General features: G+C 60.3%; 19 protein-coding genes and 1 tRNA gene. 14 read left to right on the forward strand and 6 right to left on the reverse strand.

What is annotated here, in order from left to right; genetic code table 11:
- Nucleotides 1–12 precede the first annotated feature (12 nt).
- A complete protein-coding gene (rpoD, locus tag ACR0EF_RS03915; RefSeq protein WP_170339724.1) occupies nt 13–2,001 on the forward strand; it encodes an RNA polymerase sigma factor RpoD in 1,989 nt (662 codons plus the stop codon).
- Nucleotides 2,002–2,189: 188 nt separating this feature from the next.
- On the opposite strand, the gene ACR0EF_RS03920 is transcribed toward rpoD, so the two are convergent.
- Nucleotides 2,190–3,209 carry a helix-turn-helix domain-containing protein gene (locus ACR0EF_RS03920; protein ID WP_170371281.1) on the reverse strand — a complete coding sequence of 340 codons (1,020 nt, stop codon included), beginning with the start codon at nt 3,207–3,209 and terminating at the stop codon, nt 2,190–2,192.
- Nucleotides 3,210–3,621: 412 nt separating this feature from the next.
- Here ACR0EF_RS03920 and ACR0EF_RS03925 point away from each other — a divergent pair, with 412 nt between their 5' ends.
- From ACR0EF_RS03925 to ribD, 4 genes are all read left to right on the forward strand, one after another.
- Entirely contained in the window at nt 3,622–4,023 is a 402-nt protein-coding gene (locus ACR0EF_RS03925) for a hypothetical protein (RefSeq protein ID WP_170371279.1), read from the forward strand.
- 22 nt (nt 4,024–4,045) lie between these two features.
- A complete protein-coding gene (locus ACR0EF_RS03930) occupies nt 4,046–4,459 on the forward strand; it encodes a secondary thiamine-phosphate synthase enzyme YjbQ (protein WP_170371277.1) in 414 nt (137 codons plus the stop codon).
- 120 nt (nt 4,460–4,579) lie between these two features.
- Nucleotides 4,580–5,050, forward strand: a complete 471-nt coding sequence (gene nrdR / locus ACR0EF_RS03935) for a transcriptional regulator NrdR (RefSeq protein WP_039534475.1) — start codon at nt 4,580–4,582, stop codon at nt 5,048–5,050.
- On the forward strand, nt 5,047–6,147 hold the full coding sequence (gene ribD, locus ACR0EF_RS03940; RefSeq protein WP_170371275.1) for a bifunctional diaminohydroxyphosphoribosylaminopyrimidine deaminase/5-amino-6-(5-phosphoribosylamino)uracil reductase RibD: 1,101 nt from the start codon (nt 5,047–5,049) through the stop codon (nt 6,145–6,147). The genes nrdR and ribD overlap by 4 nt, the downstream gene beginning before the upstream one ends.
- A 9-nt stretch (nt 6,148–6,156) precedes the next feature.
- Here the strand turns inward: ribD and ACR0EF_RS03945 are convergent, their stop codons facing one another.
- The 3 genes from ACR0EF_RS03945 to ACR0EF_RS03955 all read right to left on the reverse strand — a co-directional run bounded on the left by ACR0EF_RS03945 (nt 6,157) and on the right by ACR0EF_RS03955 (nt 10,685).
- A complete protein-coding gene (locus tag ACR0EF_RS03945) occupies nt 6,157–8,157 on the reverse strand; it encodes a capsular polysaccharide biosynthesis protein (protein WP_170371273.1) in 2,001 nt (666 codons plus the stop codon).
- Nucleotides 8,158–8,160: 3 nt separating this feature from the next.
- The gene (locus ACR0EF_RS03950) at nt 8,161–9,294 is read right to left on the reverse strand and encodes a polysaccharide biosynthesis/export family protein (RefSeq protein WP_367646390.1); all 1,134 of its coding nucleotides are present in this window, start codon (nt 9,292–9,294) and stop codon (nt 8,161–8,163) included.
- Nucleotides 9,295–9,386: 92 nt separating this feature from the next.
- Nucleotides 9,387–10,685, reverse strand: coding sequence for a capsule biosynthesis protein (locus ACR0EF_RS03955; protein WP_170371269.1), 1,299 nt, complete (start codon nt 10,683–10,685; stop codon nt 9,387–9,389).
- 152 nt (nt 10,686–10,837) lie between these two features.
- Between ACR0EF_RS03955 and ACR0EF_RS03960 the strand changes: the two genes are divergently transcribed.
- The 5 genes from ACR0EF_RS03960 (at nt 10,838) to ACR0EF_RS03980 (ending at nt 14,063) form a co-directional block, all read left to right on the forward strand.
- Nucleotides 10,838–11,425: a riboflavin synthase gene (locus tag ACR0EF_RS03960; RefSeq protein WP_170371267.1), complete on the forward strand. Its 588-nt coding sequence runs from the start codon at nt 10,838–10,840 to the stop codon at nt 11,423–11,425.
- 116 nt (nt 11,426–11,541) lie between these two features.
- Nucleotides 11,542–12,663 carry a 3,4-dihydroxy-2-butanone-4-phosphate synthase gene (ribB, locus tag ACR0EF_RS03965; protein WP_170339708.1) on the forward strand — a complete coding sequence of 374 codons (1,122 nt, stop codon included), beginning with the start codon at nt 11,542–11,544 and terminating at the stop codon, nt 12,661–12,663.
- A 2-nt stretch (nt 12,664–12,665) separates the two neighbouring features.
- On the forward strand, nt 12,666–13,217 hold the full coding sequence (locus ACR0EF_RS03970) for a 6,7-dimethyl-8-ribityllumazine synthase (protein ID WP_170371265.1): 552 nt from the start codon (nt 12,666–12,668) through the stop codon (nt 13,215–13,217).
- Nucleotides 13,214–13,696, forward strand: coding sequence for a transcription antitermination factor NusB (nusB, locus tag ACR0EF_RS03975; RefSeq protein WP_170363703.1), 483 nt, complete (start codon nt 13,214–13,216; stop codon nt 13,694–13,696). Before ACR0EF_RS03970 ends, nusB begins: the two co-directional genes overlap by 4 nt.
- Before the next feature lie 67 nt (nt 13,697–13,763).
- On the forward strand, nt 13,764–14,063 hold the full coding sequence (locus ACR0EF_RS03980; RefSeq protein ID WP_170371264.1) for a hypothetical protein: 300 nt from the start codon (nt 13,764–13,766) through the stop codon (nt 14,061–14,063).
- Nucleotides 14,064–14,201: 138 nt separating this feature from the next.
- Here ACR0EF_RS03980 and ACR0EF_RS03985 read toward each other — a convergent pair whose 3' ends face one another.
- A complete protein-coding gene (locus ACR0EF_RS03985; RefSeq protein ID WP_170371263.1) occupies nt 14,202–14,426 on the reverse strand; it encodes a hypothetical protein in 225 nt (74 codons plus the stop codon).
- A gap of 123 nt (nt 14,427–14,549) precedes the next feature.
- Here ACR0EF_RS03985 and ACR0EF_RS03990 point away from each other — a divergent pair, with 123 nt between their 5' ends.
- Nucleotides 14,550–15,527, forward strand: a complete 978-nt coding sequence (locus ACR0EF_RS03990; protein WP_170371262.1) for a PIG-L deacetylase family protein — start codon at nt 14,550–14,552, stop codon at nt 15,525–15,527.
- Between the two features lie 350 nt (nt 15,528–15,877).
- Nucleotides 15,878–16,309, forward strand: coding sequence for an MmcB family DNA repair protein (locus ACR0EF_RS03995; protein WP_170357518.1), 432 nt, complete (start codon nt 15,878–15,880; stop codon nt 16,307–16,309).
- 2 nt (nt 16,310–16,311) lie between these two features.
- On the opposite strand, the gene ACR0EF_RS04000 is transcribed toward ACR0EF_RS03995, so the two are convergent.
- A complete protein-coding gene (locus tag ACR0EF_RS04000) occupies nt 16,312–16,500 on the reverse strand; it encodes a DUF6324 family protein (RefSeq protein WP_093961768.1) in 189 nt (62 codons plus the stop codon).
- 70 nt (nt 16,501–16,570) lie between these two features.
- Here ACR0EF_RS04000 and ACR0EF_RS04005 point away from each other — a divergent pair, with 70 nt between their 5' ends.
- Both ACR0EF_RS04005 and ACR0EF_RS04010 read left to right on the forward strand, forming a co-directional pair.
- Nucleotides 16,571–17,062, forward strand: a complete 492-nt coding sequence (locus tag ACR0EF_RS04005; protein ID WP_170357519.1) for a GNAT family N-acetyltransferase — start codon at nt 16,571–16,573, stop codon at nt 17,060–17,062.
- A 47-nt stretch (nt 17,063–17,109) separates the two neighbouring features.
- A tRNA-His gene (locus tag ACR0EF_RS04010) sits at nt 17,110–17,186 on the forward strand.
- Nucleotides 17,187–17,261: the final 75 nt, after the last annotated feature.

Here is a 17,261-nt window from a genome sequence, read left to right on the forward strand (position 1 = left end):
CAGGAGCACTGAATGGCCGCCAAGGATACCAACGAGGAACGGAAGTCCGACGACCAGGAACAGGAAATCTCGCTGGACATGAGCCAGGCCCAGGTCAAGAAGATGATCGCCGAGGCTCGCGAGAAAGGCTACATCACTTACGATCAGCTCAACCAGGTCCTGCCGCCGGATCAGGTCAGTTCGGAACAGATCGAGGACGTTATGTCGATGCTGTCCGAGATGGGCATCAACATCATCGAAGACGAAGAGGCCGAAGAGGAAGAGCAGAAGGGCTCGACCGATCTGGTCACCACCGACAGCAACCGCGAGGTTGCGCTGGCCGGTGCGCAAACCGAAAAGCTGGACCGGACCGATGACCCGGTGCGCATGTATCTGCGCGAGATGGGGTCGGTCGAACTGCTGAGCCGCGAGGGCGAAATCGCCATCGCGAAACGGATCGAAGCCGGTCGCAACACCATGATCCTCGGGCTCTGCGAAAGCCCGCTGACCTTTCAGGCGATCTCGATCTGGCATGACGAACTGTTGTCCGAGGACATCCTGCTGCGCGATGTCATCGATCTGGAAGCGACATTCGGCAATCAGATGGACGAGGATGGCGACGTAGAAGAGCCAGTGGTGGATACCTCGACTGTCGCGGCCGCCAAGCCCGCCAAGGACACGGGTCCCGAACTGGACGCCGACGGCAACCCGATTGCCAACGATGATGACGATGACGAAGACGATCAGGCGAACATGTCGTTGGCCGCGATGGAAGCGGCACTGAAAGATCAGGTTCTGACCCAGCTTGAGCGGATCTCGACGGATTTCGCAAAGCTCTCGGAAATGCAGGACAGCCGGATCTCGGCAACTCTGAACGAGGATGGGTCGTTCAGCGACAAGGATGAGCAGACCTATCAAAAGCTGCGCGCCGAGATCGTTGAACTGGTGAATGGCCTGCATCTGCACAACAACCGGATCGAAGCCCTGATTGATCAGTTGTACGGCATCAACAAAAGGGTGATGTCGCTGGACAGTGCCATGGTGAAGCTGGCCGACCAGGCCCGCATCAACCGCCGTGAGTTCATTGACGAGTATCGCGGTCGCGAACTTGATCCCAACTGGCTGTCCGACATGGCTCAAAAGCCGGGCCGGGGCTGGCAGATGTTCATCGAACGCTCGTCGGACAAGGTCGAGGAACTTCGCAACGACATGGCGCAGATCGGTCAATATGTCGGTTTGGACATCAGCGAATTCCGCCGCATCGTGCAGCAGGTCCAGAAAGGCGAGAAAGAGGCGCGTCAGGCCAAAAAGGAAATGGTCGAGGCCAACCTGCGCCTGGTGATCTCGATCGCTAAGAAATACACCAACCGTGGCCTGCAATTCCTTGATCTCATTCAGGAAGGCAACATCGGCCTGATGAAGGCGGTGGACAAGTTCGAATACCGCCGTGGCTACAAGTTCTCGACCTATGCGACCTGGTGGATCCGTCAAGCGATCACGCGCTCGATCGCGGATCAGGCGCGCACCATCCGTATTCCGGTGCACATGATCGAGACGATCAACAAGCTGGTGCGGACTGGCCGCCAGATGCTGCACGAGATCGGACGCGAGCCGACGCCGGAAGAACTGGCCGAAAAGCTTCAGATGCCGCTTGAAAAGGTCCGCAAGGTGATGAAGATCGCCAAGGAGCCGATTTCTCTGGAAACCCCGATCGGCGACGAGGAAGACAGCCAGCTGGGCGATTTCATCGAGGACAAGAATGCGGTGCTGCCGCTGGATAGTGCCATTCAGGAAAACCTTAAGGAAACCACCACGCGGGTACTGGCCTCGCTTACCCCGCGCGAGGAGCGGGTTCTGCGGATGCGTTTCGGCATCGGCATGAACACCGATCACACGCTGGAAGAGGTCGGCCAGCAGTTCAGCGTGACGCGCGAACGTATCCGGCAGATCGAAGCCAAGGCGCTGCGTAAGCTGAAACATCCCAGCCGAAGCCGAAAGCTGCGGTCCTTCCTGGATCAGTGATCAAAAAAGGCGCCTCGACCGAGGCGCCTTTTTTCATTTGCACGGCGGTTTGGTTCACGACGGCCAAACGTGAATTCAATTTGGCGGGAATTCGCAAGTGGTCAAAACCTTCGCGGACCATATCGCTTGTGTCCACTCATGGGACAGGTCGGGGCGAGGCGGCAACGCTGATGACCCCCGGCCGCTTGTCAGGCAAGCATTCTGCGCCGGGACTTATCCTTGTACGCGCTGGGAGATTGCCCGGTCCAGCGTTTGAACGCAGTCGAAAACGCCGCCTGGTCTGCGTAGCCAAGGCTGTATGAGATCTCAGATAGGCTCATGTCGTTCTTCAGAAACGTTCTGGCGAGGTCACAGCGCAGGTCGTCGACAATTTCGCGAAAGCTGGTGCCTTCCTCGGTCAGGCGCCGACCGAATGTCCGCGGGCTCATGCCCAGATCCTTGGCGACCTGTTCGGCGCGGGCGATGGCTCCCGGAAGCGATTGGGTGATCCGCCCTTCGACCCGCGACCGCAATGTCTGTTTTTCGTCACTGTTTTCACGCAGAAGACGGTCACCATATTCCATCAGGTGCTGTCGCAAGCTGGGGTCGTAGGTCGGGACAGGCACGTCGAGCGTTGATTGCGGCAAAATGATCTCGAGCTTTTCCGCGCCAAACACCACCGGGAATTTGCCGAGTTTGGAATAGTCTTCCTCTCGCGCGCCGACCTTGTGCTGAAACCGTAGTTCGATCGGTTGGATCGGGATCCCCGTCAGAGCACGCAGGCGGGCAATGCAGGCAAACATGAGGAACTCGGTTCGCCGGTGGTACCGCGAAAAGCTTGGGTCCTTCCACCTGGCCTCGATGGTTGCCGAATTTCCGGACTCATGCAGCCTCACGGCGATGGCCGGATCAATCAGCCGGTGGAAGTGGTTGGCGTTCTCCAGTACCTGCCGGAGATCCCGGGAATACTTGCTGATATAAGCGGTCAGGCTAGAAGTTGCGCTGAACTGCAAGCCCGTTCGCGCGCCGAACAGGATGTCGTTGAGTTCATCGCAAGCGTGGCGGGCAAACAAGGCCTCGCTATGGGCACTGTACAACTTTGCGGGCGGCGCGAGGTCTTGCGCACTCAGCCCGCTTTTGGCGAGGACTCGAACGACCGTATCAGTATTCCCTGCCTGATCCTGCAACGCGGACGCCAGCAGCTGAATTCTGGCGATATCGACTTGCATGCCACGCTCCGGAACCCGCTGAATTGGCCGGATTATGTAGCGAATTTTGTCATTTGCATAGTTTTTGTGAGGTGACCGTTTCCACATAGGGTCAGACACGGCGCACTTACGTGCACCGGAAATGGCTTCAGATCACAAAGACGTGGCCGGGCAAAGAAAGACTCGATGGTACGGCCGTCATAGATCAGCCGCGTGCCGGGTCAGTCCCGTGGGGATCGGGCAGAGCCGAAGGATTTGGTCACACCAACCGATCTGTGGCTCCCCGGCACACATTGAATGCATGTCCCAGTTCCCCGGACGCAAGGCACCACTCGCGTGCGCACTGTTCCTGAAATCATCGTGAACGACGCTGTTCTGGGCTTGGTGAAAAACTAGGCTATGATGCGTGTCGAAATCAGGGAAGATATTTGCAATGAAACATATTCTGACATGCGCCGCGTTGGCGGCAATGGTTGCAGCCGCTCCGGTCGAGACTGAAGCCGCCCCGAACGGGTACCGGACCGAGCCGATGAACAGCACCGATTTTGAGGTCATCCCCCGCGCCCGGCAGGACGTTGATGGGTATTGGTGCGCGGCGGCGGATTTTGCTCGGCGCAAACTCGGGGCCGGCTGGCAGCAGCGGATTTACGTTTTGCGCGGCTATGGGCCCAGTGTGACAACCGGGCGTCGGACCGCCGTGCAGTTTTCGATCAAACCGCCGACAGGCGGCGTGCCACAGCAGCCCAGCGTAGTGGTTTCTGGATTTCAACCGGGCTACAGCATGTCGGTCCAAGGTGCGAATGCCCGGTGCAACGTGCGCCCATTCTTCAACTGACGCAAACAGGGCCACCCGGTTGATGCAGGCCGAATTCACCATCGAAACCCGAGGGCAGGGGCTGTACGAGTTCACCTCCGACATCCGTGACTGGCTGTCCTCAAGTGGGGCCGACGGATTGCTGACGCTGTTCGTCCGCCACACATCCTGTTCACTCTTGATACAGGAAAACGCGGATCCCGAGGTTCAGACGGACCTGCAGGCATTTTTCTCGCGGCTGGTTCCGCCCTCAGATCATCCGTCGATGTCTTATCTGAAACATACGTATGAAGGGCCCGATGACATGCCGGCCCATATCAAGGCGGCTATGATGCCGGTCTCGCTTTCGATCCCGGTCCGACGTGGGCAACCTGCCTTGGGAACATGGCAGGGTATCTACCTGTTCGAACACCGGACCGCGCCCCATGTTCGCCGAGTTGCGGCGCATTTCAGGTGACCCTGCATATAGCGGTTGAAATTTCCGACTACCCAAACTCTAGCGGCTGCCCTATAGTTGTGGATAAGTTGGCCACAGCGCTGACAAAAAGAGGCGGAACAAGGGACGAGGAGACGGCGGATGCGCTGCCCGTTTTGCGGAAATATCGATACTCAGGTCAAGGACTCACGTCCGGCAGAAGATCACGTGGCCATCCGCAGGCGTCGGTTCTGCCCCGCATGCGGGGGCCGTTTCACCACCTATGAGCGGGTCCAGTTGCGCGACCTCGTGGTTATCAAGACAAATGGCAAACGCGAGGATTTCGACCGGGACAAACTGGAACGGTCAATCCGAATTTCGATGCAGAAGCGCCCGATTGATCCGGACCGCATCGACCAGATGATATCCGGCATCGTGCGGCGCTTGGAAAGCATGGGTGAGACCGACATTCCGTCCAACAAGATCGGCGAGATCGTCATGGAAGCTCTGGCGCGGATCGACACCGTCGCCTATGTTCGCTTTGCGAGCGTATACAAGAATTTCCAGGCGGCCGATGATTTCGAGGAGTTCGTCCACGAACTGCGCCCGCCGCAGCCATCGACTGACGAGTGACCGAAACAGACAAGCGATACATGGCGCTGGCCCTGTCCTTGGGGCGGCGCGGACAAGGATCTTGCTGGCCCAACCCCGCGGTCGGATGCGTTCTGGTGAAAAACGGCCGGATCGTCGGGCGCGGGTGGACGCAGCCCGGCGGTCGCCCTCATGCGGAAACCGAAGCTCTGGCCCAGGCCTGCGAACAGGCGCGTGGCGCGACCGCTTATGTCTCGCTGGAGCCATGTTCGCATCACGGCAAGACGCCACCCTGTGCTCAGGCTTTGATCGACGCCGGAGTGGCCCGCGTGGTTTCGGCGATCGAGGACAGCGATCCGCGCGTCGCGGGGCAGGGTTTTGCCATGTTGCGCGATGCCGGGATTGAGGTCACGACCGGGGTTCTGAGCGATCAGGCCGCAATGGACCACGCGGGCTTTTTCATGAAGACCGAGCAAGGCCGACCCTTCGTGACGCTGAAACTTGCCAGCAGCTTTGATGGACGGATCGCAACCGAGACCGGGCAGAGCAAGTGGATCACCGGCCCCGAGGCCCGCCGGGCGGTGCATGCCATGCGTGCGCGGCACGATGCGGTGATGGTCGGCGCGGGCACCGCGCGGGCCGACGATCCTTCGCTGACGGTTCGTGATCTGGGTATCGACCGGCAGCCCGTGCGTGTCGTGGTTTCACGTCACCTCGAATTGCCTTTGCTCAGCCAGTTGGCCCGAACCGCCTCTGATATTCCCGTTTGGTTGTGCCACGGCCCGTCGCCCGATCCCGAGCGTGCCGCGGCGTGGCAGGGACTGGGCGCGCGGCTGATATCCTGCGCGTTGCAGGATCACCGGATCGACGCTGCAGACATGCTCCACCAATTGGGGCAGGCCGGTCTGACCCGGGTGTTCTGCGAGGGGGGCTCGGCTCTGGCAGCGTCCCTGCTGGCAAATGATCTGGTCGACGAGTTGGTCGGTTTCAGCGCGGGCTTGGCCATCGGGGCCGAAGGCTTGCCTGCCATTGGCGCCATGGGGCTTGAGGAACTGGGCGACGCGCCTCGCTTTGCGCTGGTCGAAACCCGGGACTTGGGTGGCGATGTTCTGCATGTCTGGCGCAGGCCGGTCCGCTAGCGGGGAGCCCTAGCGCCACAGGTTCGCATGTGTCGCAAAAGCCCCCTGAAGCTTGGCCAGCAGCCGGATTGCCGGCCCAGCAGGTGCAATCGGGCCATGCGTCAAACGGTCTGCGACAACCTCCGCCGGGCAGGTATCGCGAGTGACTGGATCGAAATATCGTGGATAGTCGATGAGCGTGGCGTAGGCTAGGCCCAGCACCGTTGGTCGCGCGCCTCGTCGGGCCGGGACCGATCCGAGGTCGGTCGTCAGACCCCAGCCGGCGTAGAACGGGGCCCCAAGCGTAGTGACCTTTATCCCGCGCAACAAAGCCTCGAACCCAAGCAGTGAGGTCATAGTCCAGACCTCCTGAACCTCCGGCAGAACCAGTGCTGGGTCGACCTCGTAGAGGACGACATCGGCCAAACCCTCGGCGTCTATTCGACCGTCCCGAAGCCCGGCCTCAACATCCGGATGCGGTTTGTAGATCAGAACTGCGTCGGGATTGGCCGCGCGAACGGTGCTCAGCAACTCGAGATTTGTGCGGACTGTGCTGGTGCCCAACCGGATCGAGGCGTCGTCCTCTACCTGGCCAGGTACAAGAATCCGGTGCCCGTCCGGCAAAGGGGGGCAACTGCCGCCCGTATTGTATTTGCTTAGCCCCGCGGCGGTGAGTTGCGTCACCAGGCGGCGTATCCGTATCTCCTGATCGGGTCGCAACTCTTCGCGAGCGGTGATCAGTTCTTCCAGACGGCTGGGTCGGGTGGGGTCGTTGTAAATTCCAAGGTCGTCGGTCACCAGTGAAAGCGGGGGCACAAGGTTGGCCCCCAACCCGCGCGAGCGCAAAAAACCGTCTTCGACGCGGACCACATCTTCGGCTTCCAGATTACGATTGGCCCAGACCATATGAGGCCTGTCGGATGCCGAGGGCCGTTCCGGTACGAAACGGACTTTTTTCCACTTCCCGAAGGTTTGCTGGATATGCCTGCGTTTCCACAAACGCATTCCAGATGCTGTCCAGCCGTGCCTGTCCTGTCGCCAGGCGCGGCTTTGGGCCTCAAGCGTATCCAGCACCGTTTCCAGCTCACACAGCTGGTCGCGATAGGGATCGTACCACGTCGGGTACAGTATCATGGCGGCAGCGAATAGTTGAGCGCGGGTCAGATTACGCTGACGGCGCGGCAGAGGCATCTCGTCCTGCGTCAGACCCCACCCGGCATAAAAGGGTTGCCCAAAAACCCTAGGTTTGTGACCGGCCAGAATGGCCTCAAACCCCAGTTGGGAGGACAGGGTATAGACCCCAATCGCGCCTTCCAGCAACGACCAGGGGCTGATCTGATCCGCCAACAGGGAGACACGGTCAGTTTCGTCATCCTCCGAGAAGAAACCGCGCCGATGGCCCTGCAGTGTTTCCGGGTGGGTCTTGATGATCACGCGCGCGCCGGGGTTTTCCTCTTGGGCCATGATCAGCATTTCGAGAAACCGCGCCGGGTCGCCCCGGCTTGCCGTAACCGCCGCATCGCCCTGTATCTGATCGACAACCAGTACATAGCCCGGATCCGGGGGTGCGATATCCGGGTCGCAGGCCGAATACTTGCTCAGGTGCGACTCCTTCAGCCGTGCGATCGCGCCGCGCGCCCGATCCAGCAGGGCGGTGTCATCCAGCGGATGCGTGGCCAGCAGAGTTTCGAGGTCCGACGGCTGTGACGGATCGAAATGCATCGCACGTCGTTCCAGAAGCAGGCCCAGCGGCGGCTCGTGATCGCGCCCCGGCAGCAGGGATCGCAGGAAGGAATCCTCGACCCGCAACAGCGGGATATTCCGGTCCTTCGCAACTCGGGTTCCGCGGTGCGCGGTCGGGCTTTCGCCCCAGATGCCCACCATGTCGCCCGAACGCGGAAGCCCAACGCGAATGTCAAACCCCTCCAGCGACAGGATGCGTCGGACCCTGCGTTGGGTCAGAAACCCACCATTGTAGACATACAGGCGCGTTCGATCCTCGGCGTCCGCAGTGTCGGCGCCGGGATTCATGCCTCAGTTTCCGGTCAGCGTGGCGACGTTTGCAACGGGTGTCAGACCGCCGGCAATCAGCGAAATCGACTTGGTCCACTGTGCATAGGGGGCTTCGGTCACGTAAATCGTGTCGTCGTCGCGGATCACGAAATCACGTGCTACAAACAGACCGTTTGGCGCCGTGAGGTTCAGCAGGTAGATCACGCGTTGTTCGCCCTGAAGGTTCGCCTGGCCCAGCACTTTGCGTGCAATGTCTTCGCGCTCGTCTCTCAGAACGAAGATACCTGTGGGATCTGAGGACAGCGATTGCAAGCCGCCGACCTGCGCCAGTGCTTCCAGCGCGGACAGATCCTGACTGTCGAAGGCGACCCGGGATTGCCCACCCGTGGCCCCCAGCGCGATATACGACCGGGTGTCCTGTTCGACCAGGATGCGATCACCGCCGCGCAGTGCGATGTCGGTTTCAGGATTGCGGAACAGATCGTCATACCACACGGTGCCACGCTGATTGCCGCGGATCACCGTGACCAGCGCAATATCCGGGGCGACCGCCACGCCGCCGGCCCTGGCAAGCATCGTCGAAAGCGTGCGGGTCGGGCGCTCGATCGGGTAGATGCCAGAGGCGCCGATCGTACCGGTTACCGAGACCGTCGCACCGTCACCCGCCACGCGGCGGATCTGAACCTGCGGATCAGGCGTTTGCTCGCGCAGCTTTTCCGCAATCAGCGAGCGTAGCTGCTCGGGCGTGTTGCCCGAGGCGCGCAAGCGGCCGGCATAGGGCACGAAAATAAAGCCTTCGCTGTCGACCTGAACCTCATCGAGATTGGTAGATGGGCCGGTTTCACCAGCCAGCAGACCGTCGTCGACGTTTTCCCAGATGGTCAGGCCAAGCACGTCGCCGGGACGAATGGTGTCGGATGTTACGCTTTGTGCTGACCGGAAGGCAGGGGGAAAGCCAAACTGTGGAACCGCAGAGGTGACGTGGGCCACCCGGTCATCAACTTCGACCACGTGGGCGTTGCCGCCATTGACTGTCGAGCCCGCCAGAATTTCGGTTTTGTTCGGCCCTGCCTTGGGCAGTTGGCACGCTGTCAGTAGGCCAATGGCTGCAACAAGGGACAACCCTCGTATCCATCGAGTAGGGAAACGCTGCACTGCCGAAATACCTCGAGTTTCGTATGTAGTCTTTTGGTTTGCGGTCAAACTAGCGGTTTCATACTTCAAGTTCCAGCCAGCCAAGCACCGTGTCATTCAACGATTTTCAACTGTGGCGTGATGGTCGCGATTCCGGTCAGCGCGGCCTGATAAGGGTCACGAGCCTGCAACATCATGTCCGCAACCCGCCGCAGCAATTGGCGCCGTCCGCCGCGCGAGTAATACCCGCCCGGCACCTGGCTGGTTTCCAACAGGAATTGGCGGTATGCCCGATAGGCTTCCGTGTCCGGTTTTTGCGGGTGCCTGAAAAATTCGTCAATCGGTTGATGCGAGACCAGTTCAGGCTTGTCGTAGACCGACTTTCCAAAGACACGCAGAGGGATGCCACGCCACAGAGCCTGCTGTCCGGCGGTGGAATTGATAGTCAGGGCCGAGCTCGCGTGATCCAGAAGGCGCGCCAGCTTTCCCCCGGGCACGTAATGCACGCGATCCGAGATGCCCAGTTCGCGCGCAAGTGCTTGGACGCGTCTTCTCAGCGGCTCGCGCTGGTTCTCAAGGGGATGTTCCTTGATGACCAGGCGGTGGTGGGACGGTGCGCCCTTGGCGAACCCTTCCATCACCGGGGTGATGAAATCGGCCATGCATGAAAAATCCGAATGCGCCTGGACCGAACTGTCGTGCCCCAGTTGCAGCAGCACCAGATGATACGGGAACCCGCCGCGCCTTACACGCCAAGTGGCGAGAACGCGCTGCAGTCGATGGATTGGCATGAGCGCCAAACGTTTGAAATACAGTTTGAATTCCTTTGAGACAGGCACTTCTCGGTGCGGGCGGAAATTCCGGTACCCGCGGTTCGCACACAGAACGAACCAATGGTACAGAGCGCCGTAGAAAATGTGTTGCCGCATATCCCCCCAATGTGACGGGGGTGGGGGCGTTTTGGCGCCCGAGCTTTGCAACGCTTGTTGCATCTGGGCGATTTCCAGATCCATCAGGCGAGAATGTCCGTTTGACCCATTGCGCTCATAGGTGACCCACCAAGGTCGAAGGTACCCTTCCTCGAACACATGAACACGGATGCCGTGGTGTCGCGCCGTACGGATCGCGTCGGCGTGCACCGGGCGAACATCGCCATAAAGCACGATGTCGGTAACACCGCGCGACAGGATGATGTTCGTCAGGCTTTCCGGCCAGTCGTCGAGCCGGCCGCGATAGGGGATATAGCTGGCGCGATCGAACCAAAAGGCCTGGTCCCCGGCGTTGAACCCGACACGCCACACCTGCGCGCCAGCCGCGCGCAACATGCGACCCAGGCCGCTGAAGAACGGCCCATGCGGCCCCTGCAGAAACAGGAATACGCGACTGTCGGAGGTGGCCTTCGGTTGCCTCATGCCAGATGCTCGAATTCTTGTTGCCCGTGTTTTGTTGAGCAAACTATGCCTTTTTGCGGCCAGCCGGGCAAGGCAGGGCTTGCTCCGCCCGCCACTTGGCCTTACCTCGGCGTGGATTGCATGGCACAGCTTAGGCGCAGAGGGTTAACGGAATGTTTACTGGGATCGTCACCGATATCGGCACAATCATCGAGTTGGAGCAGCAGGGCGATTTGCGTGCGCGCATTCGGACAGGCTATGATACATCCGGCATGGATATTGGTGCGTCGATCGCCAGCGACGGGGTTTGCCTGACCGTCATCGCGCTGGGTGATGACTGGTACGATGTTCAGATCAGCGCCGAGACCGTTTCCAAAACCAATCTGGACGGCTGGAAGGTGGGCTCAAGGGTCAACCTTGAACGGGCCTTGAAGGTGGGTGACGAATTGGGTGGCCATATCGTATCGGGACACGTGGATGGCGTCGCAGAGATCGTCGCCATGGCCGAAGAAGGTGACAGCACCCGCGTGACCCTGCGCGCGCCCAACGATTTGGCGCGCTTCATCGCGCCCAAGGGCTCGGTTGCTCTGAACGGCACTTCGCTTACGGTCAACGATGTCGACGGGTGCGATTTCGGGATCAACTTCATTCCCCATACCAAAGAGGTGACGACCTGGGGTGCAGCGAAGGTCGGAGATCGGGTCAATCTGGAAATCGACACGCTGGCCCGGTACGTGGCCCGTCTGGCCGAGGTTTCGTGATCGCCAGCGAAGAAATTGCGTCGCGTTAGGTACGGCCCACTTCGTTTGCGGACTGGCCTTTGCGCGCGCGCTGGTCTATCCCGCGATGCAACACCTGCTCTGTGAAAGGCTGCCCCATGAGCTTTGAAACACCCGGACCGGTCGAGGCCCAGCTGCGCGACGCGATCAGCCCGATCGAAGAGATCATCGAAGAGGCGCGCCAGGGCCGGATGTACATTCTGGTCGATCACGAGGACCGCGAAAACGAAGGCGACCTGGTGATCCCGGGGGAATTCGCCGATGCCGAGGCGATCAATTTCATGGCCACCCATGGCCGCGGGCTGATCTGCCTGCCGATGACGGCCGAGCGGATCGACCGGCTGGGCCTGCCGATGATGGCCGTGAACAACTCGTCGCGGCACGAAACCGCCTTTACCGTCTCGATCGAGGCACGCGAAGGCGTCAGCACCGGGATCTCGGCCGCCGACCGGGCGCTGACCATCGCCACCGCGATCAACGAACAGAACACCATGGCGCATCTGGCCACGCCCGGCCATGTCTTTCCGCTGCGCGCCAAGCGGGGCGGGGTGCTTGTACGCGCCGGCCACACCGAGGCCGCCGTGGACATCTCGCGTCTGGCCGGGCTGAACCCTTCGGGCGTGATCTGCGAGATCATGAAGCCCGACGGCACCATGGCCCGGCTGCCCGATCTGGTCGAATTCGCCAAGGAGCATGGGCTGAAGATCGGCACCATCAGCGACCTGATCTCGTACCGTGCGCGCCACGACAATCTGGTGGTCGAGACCGCGCGCCGGATGGTCACGTCGGAATATGGCGGTGAGTGGGAGATGCGGATCTTCACCGATCAGACCCACGGGATTGAGCATTTGGTGATGATCAAGGGCGACATCAGCACGCCCGAGCCGGTGCTGACCCGCACCCATGCGCTGCACGAGGCTTCGGACATTCTGGGTCTTGGTCCGAAGTCGCCGCAGGAACTGCCGCGCGCGATGGAAAAGATCGCCGCCGAGGGGCGCGGCGTGGTCTGCCTGTTCCGCAACCCGCGCAACTCGTTGTACGCGGCCGAGGACGAAGGCCCGCGCACCATCAAGCAAACCGGTCTGGGCGCGCAGATCCTGTCCAAGATGGGCATCAAGGAACTGGTGCTGCTGACCGACTCGCCGCAGACGAAATACCTGGGTCTGGACGCCTTTGGCCTGTCCATCGTCGGGACCCGCTCGATTCTTAAGGATGACTGAGCATGGCTGAGCAAGACAAACACGGCGTTCTGCCGACCCCGAAATTCGACGACCCGGTCAAGCTGCTGATCGTCGTGGCCCCGTTCTATCGCGCCATCGCCGACGACCTTGTTCGCGGCGCCAAGGCCGAGATCGAGGCCGCTGGCGGCAGCTGCGAGGTGGTCGAGGTGCCCGGTGCGCTCGAGATTCCGACCGCGATTGCCATGGCCGACCGCCAGTGCAACTTTGACGGCTATGTGGCGCTGGGCTGCGTGATCCGGGGCGAGACCACGCATTATGAAACCGTCTGCAACGACTCCAGCCGCGCGATCCAGTTGATGGGCCTGCAGGGGCTGTGCATCGGCAACGGAATCCTGACGGTTGAAAATGACGCGCAGGCCGAAGTGCGCGCGAATCCGGAAAAGATGAACAAAGGTGGCGGCGCGGCGGCTGCGGCCTTGCATCTGATCGCACTCAGACGTAAGTGGGGCGCTTCGAAAAAGGGCGTCGGATTCAAGCCGCCGTCCGAGTCCATCCTCGTGGCGGGCGACAGCAACGGATCAACGACAGCATGACCCAGACAGACACGCCGAAACCGGCAAACCGGAAACGCCTGATGAAATCCGCCGCGCGGTTGTATGCCGTGCAGGCGCTGTTCCAGATGGAGCAGTCGGGCCAGACGACCGAGCAGGTAGTCAACGAGTTTCTGGATCACCGGTTCGGCGCGGTCTACGAGGGCGACGAGATGCTGGAAGGCGACAGCTCGGTCTTCCGCAAGCTGGTGGATGACGCGGTGAACTATCAGGCGCCGATTGACCAGATGACCGACCGGGCGCTGGTGGCCAAGTGGCCGATTTCGCGCATCGACCCGACCCTGCGGGCGCTGTTCCGCGCGGCCGGCGCCGAGTTGAGCCAGAGCGACACGCCGCCCAAAGTGGTCATCACCGAATTCGTCGACGTGGCGCGCGCCTTCTTCCCCGAAGGCAAAGAGCCGAAATTCGTCAACGCGGTTCTGGATCACATGGCCCGCGAAGCCAAGCCCGAGGCGTTCTGACGCGCCACGGGCGATTTTACCCGGCATGAAATTGCGCTAGACTCCTGTCATGTGAAGGAGGTGCGTCATGCCGAAACTGATCCGTCTTTACATCACCCAAGTCGCGCTCGGCTTTGTGATCTCGGCTGTGTTTGTCGCGGTGCTGCTGCTGTTGAACGTTGCCAACCTGCGTCACCTCATCACGGGCTCAGACATTGGCTTTGTCGCGCTGATCATGATCTGGTTCATGAACGGGATCGTCTTTGCGGGCGTCCAATTCGCCTATGCGATCATGAGCATGGCCGAAAAGCCCAAAGGCCCGCGCAGGGGCACCCCGGTCGCGGTCAAGTTGGAGCCCGTGCGCGTCGAAGCGCGCCGGTCGTCATAGGTGGTTCCTGGCGCTTGCAATTGGTTTTCCCCTGACATTTGATGCGCAAGCGTATCGAATTGTCCATGAAAGACCGTTTCCTTGACCAAGCCAAGTTATGAAGACGTCATCAATTCGCCGGCGTTTCTGGAGGATCTGTCAAGTTTGAATCAAGCGATTGCGGACGGGCTGAAACAAGCAGGTGAGCCAGTCGCGATCAATGGAAACGTGTGCTATGCGCACATGCAGGAAAACTTTCACAAATCCGACCTCGCGCCATCGATGGAGCCGAAACGGCGTGCTCTTCACCGGCTGGCACAGGAAAGCAATTGCTTTGCCGAGGTCGGAGTGGCGGGCGGCCACGCGGGTCTGTTGGCGCTGCATTCGAACCCCGGTTTGAAGTATATCGGCATCGACCTTGGACAGCGTTTGCGCGCCTCGTGGCCGCCGGTCGACATCTACGTACCGATCGCGTTCCGATGGTTCGAAAACCGTTTCCCGGATCGCGTGAAGCTCTACCTCAGGCCAGCGATCGAAGGGCTTGAGCAGGCGATTCAGGATCGGCCGTTCGGCCCGATCGACCTGTTGCACTTGGATGCGCAGAAGAACAGCAGGGTCGCCGAGGTGGATGCGGTCTGGTCTGGCCTGGCTGACAGATGCTACCTGATTCAGGGAGACAACCGAAACGGCCATGTGCAGGCAAGCTCGGCCCTTTTGGTTCAGCAAGGGCGCGCGCGGCCGGTCAACCTGATTGGACCGGAAACCCTGCACAGCGCGAATTTCGGCCTTTTGGAGACTGGTCCGGGCGTGGCGCGCAACGCACTCAGCCTGGACGGGCTTGCCCATCAGCGCATTCTCGTGTGCGTGTGCCATCAGGATGATGAAACGCTGTTTGCCGGCTCACTCCTGGCGCACCTCAAGGGACGTGCCGACGTTGTCGTTGCAAGCTTCTTCCGGCCTGCGTCCAACCGTAGAGACACCGATACGCGCGAGGCCGCGATGCAACAGGTGTGTGACCTGATTGGGGCCACCCGGGTGCAACTGCCCTTTGCGGTCGAAAGTGATTACCCGAGGCTGCGCCGTTTTATTCGCATGCCAACCGGCGATGGCATGCCAGAACCTGAAATCGTCCGGCCATTGCGCCGCCATCCGTTGTTTGGGCTGTTATCCGGATCCGCCTATGCGTTGATGAAGCAGTTCGCGCCGACAACCGTCGTCACTCACAACCGAGTTGGCGAATACGGGCATGTCGAACACGTGCTGTTGCATCATGCGGTCAAGCAGGCATCTGCACGGTACACGGACGCCCAGATGTTGACGTTTGGATTGAACCTGCCAACGGCAGATTTGACTGCGCCAAGCCTGCCGGATCAAAAAAACAGGATGTTTGACTGCTATATGCCGCAATGGAACGGGCGCAGGCTTTATGATTTTGCACTGGATGACGAAACCTTCGCACGGGTCGATCCGCAAGAAATCCCCTGATCGGAAGGCGGCGGGACCACCAGGCAACCGTGCGGTTTTGATTCCCGAGGACCTGTATGTACAGGTGGGTGCCAGGTAAACGGGCCAGGACCCGAACAGAGCCAGCTCCCTCGGAATTGCTTAAGGCCACCGGAATGCTACCAGTCACGAGAAGGGCAGAACCCGCCAAGGGCGTAAGTAGGGCGCAACACTGAGTTGCACAAGGGGCTTGCACAACAGTTTTTTGGTCTGGGTCGTGCCGAAGTTGATTGTGGGAGCAAATCTTGGGCATGCGGGCCGGGTCAAATCCGGGATTATGATCAACACTCGCCAACTTGACAATTTGTTCACTAATTGTTCACACTCTGCGCATGACAGTTGAACTTCAGCCCGGACAAAGACTGGCCAGGGGGGTCTCTCGGCACCTTGTGACGCACGGCTTTGTTTCGATTGAGGAATTCGTCCCGACCCGCGGGTTGCGCGTTGACGTCATGGGGTTGGGGCCAAAGGGAGAGCTTTGGGTGATCGAGTGCAAGTCCAGCCGGGCGGACTATATGTCCGATTCGAAGTGGCAGGGTTATCTGGATTGGTGCGACCGCTTCTTCTGGGCGGTGGACACGGACTTTCCCACCGAGCTGCTGCCCGCTGAAACCGGACTTATCATTGCGGATGCTTATGACGCCGAGATCATCCGCATGTCCCCCGAGACCAAGTTGGCCGGGGCAAGACGCAAAAAGATGATCCAGAAATTTGCCATGGACGCCGCGCGACGGTTGCACGGCCTGCGTGATCCGCGGCTTTGATTTCAGCCTTTGACGGCGCGTGCGGCTTGTGCTGCGGCGCGGATCTCGTCGGCGATTTCCTCGGCTTCTTCCGGGTCGAAATCCATGGGGATTTCCAGCTCGCCCGCCTCGATGAACAGGCGTACCATTCCATGGTCGGTCGGACCGATCTGAAGGTTCGCTTCGATGTCACGTTCGGTATTGATGCCCATTCTCGCCTCCGGGGACTGAGCGTTTCTGCTAGCCTGCAACGCAATGGGAATCAAGCGGAGTGTGTGGCCGATGCTGCAAGGGGACAATGCTGAGATCCGGCCGTTTTGCGAAGATGACCGCGATTGGCTGGTCGAGCGCCACGGAACACTTTACGCGCGGGATGAAGGATTTGACGAGAGCTTCGCTCCGCTGGTGGCCCGTATTCTGGACGAATTTGTCGCCGGGCATGATCCCCAACGCGAGAGGGGATGGATCGTTGAAAGTGACGGAAAGCGCCTTGGTAGTGTTTTCTGTGTCGCGCAGGATGAAACTACCGCCAAACTGCGGCTTTTTTTGCTGGAACCCGACGCGCGGGGCAGGGGACTTGGGGCGCGGCTTTTGATGACATGCATGGATTTTGCACGATCCGCGGGCTATGCGTCGATGGTGTTGTGGACCCACGAAAGCCACAGGGCTGCCTGCAAGCTGTACCAAGCGTATGGATGGCGCCTGACCGACAGCAAACCGGTTCATTCCTTCGGCGTCGATCTCATCGAACAAAGCTGGTCAATTCGACTTTAAGGCTCTTGCAATCCCCGAACGCGTTCGTTAAATCGCCCCTCACGAGTGCCGCCTTAGCTCAGTTGGTTAGAGCGCTGGATTGTGGATCCAGAGGTCCCCTGTTCAAGCCAGGGAGGCGGTACCATCTCCCCTCGACAAGACTGCTCGTCCGCCGCTTTTGACGTGCGCTGTTTTTCCGTCAGTAGGGTTGGGATTAACG

Source organism: Ruegeria sp. CG8, from assembly GCF_056537165.1.

Coding starts and splice junctions, on each gene's coding strand:
- rpoD (WP_170339724.1), top strand. CDS start 13: ATGGCCGCCAAGGATACCAACGAGGAACGGAAGTCCGACGACCAGGAA.
- ACR0EF_RS03920 (WP_170371281.1), bottom strand. CDS start 3,209: ATGCAAGTCGATATCGCCAGAATTCAGCTGCTGGCGTCCGCGTTGCAG.
- ACR0EF_RS03925 (WP_170371279.1), top strand. CDS start 3,622: ATGAAACATATTCTGACATGCGCCGCGTTGGCGGCAATGGTTGCAGCC.
- ACR0EF_RS03930 (WP_170371277.1), top strand. CDS start 4,046: ATGCAGGCCGAATTCACCATCGAAACCCGAGGGCAGGGGCTGTACGAG.
- nrdR (WP_039534475.1), top strand. CDS start 4,580: ATGCGCTGCCCGTTTTGCGGAAATATCGATACTCAGGTCAAGGACTCA.
- ACR0EF_RS03945 (WP_170371273.1), bottom strand. CDS start 8,157: ATGAATCCCGGCGCCGACACTGCGGACGCCGAGGATCGAACGCGCCTG.
- ACR0EF_RS03955 (WP_170371269.1), bottom strand. CDS start 10,685: ATGAGGCAACCGAAGGCCACCTCCGACAGTCGCGTATTCCTGTTTCTG.
- ACR0EF_RS03960 (WP_170371267.1), top strand. CDS start 10,838: ATGTTTACTGGGATCGTCACCGATATCGGCACAATCATCGAGTTGGAG.
- ribB (WP_170339708.1), top strand. CDS start 11,542: ATGAGCTTTGAAACACCCGGACCGGTCGAGGCCCAGCTGCGCGACGCG.
- ACR0EF_RS03970 (WP_170371265.1), top strand. CDS start 12,666: ATGGCTGAGCAAGACAAACACGGCGTTCTGCCGACCCCGAAATTCGAC.
- nusB (WP_170363703.1), top strand. CDS start 13,214: ATGACCCAGACAGACACGCCGAAACCGGCAAACCGGAAACGCCTGATG.
- ACR0EF_RS03980 (WP_170371264.1), top strand. CDS start 13,764: ATGCCGAAACTGATCCGTCTTTACATCACCCAAGTCGCGCTCGGCTTT.
- ACR0EF_RS03985 (WP_170371263.1), bottom strand. CDS start 14,426: ATGCAGCGCCAACAGACCCGCGTGGCCGCCCGCCACTCCGACCTCGGC.
- ACR0EF_RS03995 (WP_170357518.1), top strand. CDS start 15,878: ATGACAGTTGAACTTCAGCCCGGACAAAGACTGGCCAGGGGGGTCTCT.
- ACR0EF_RS04000 (WP_093961768.1), bottom strand. CDS start 16,500: ATGGGCATCAATACCGAACGTGACATCGAAGCGAACCTTCAGATCGGT.
- ACR0EF_RS04005 (WP_170357519.1), top strand. CDS start 16,571: ATGCTGCAAGGGGACAATGCTGAGATCCGGCCGTTTTGCGAAGATGAC.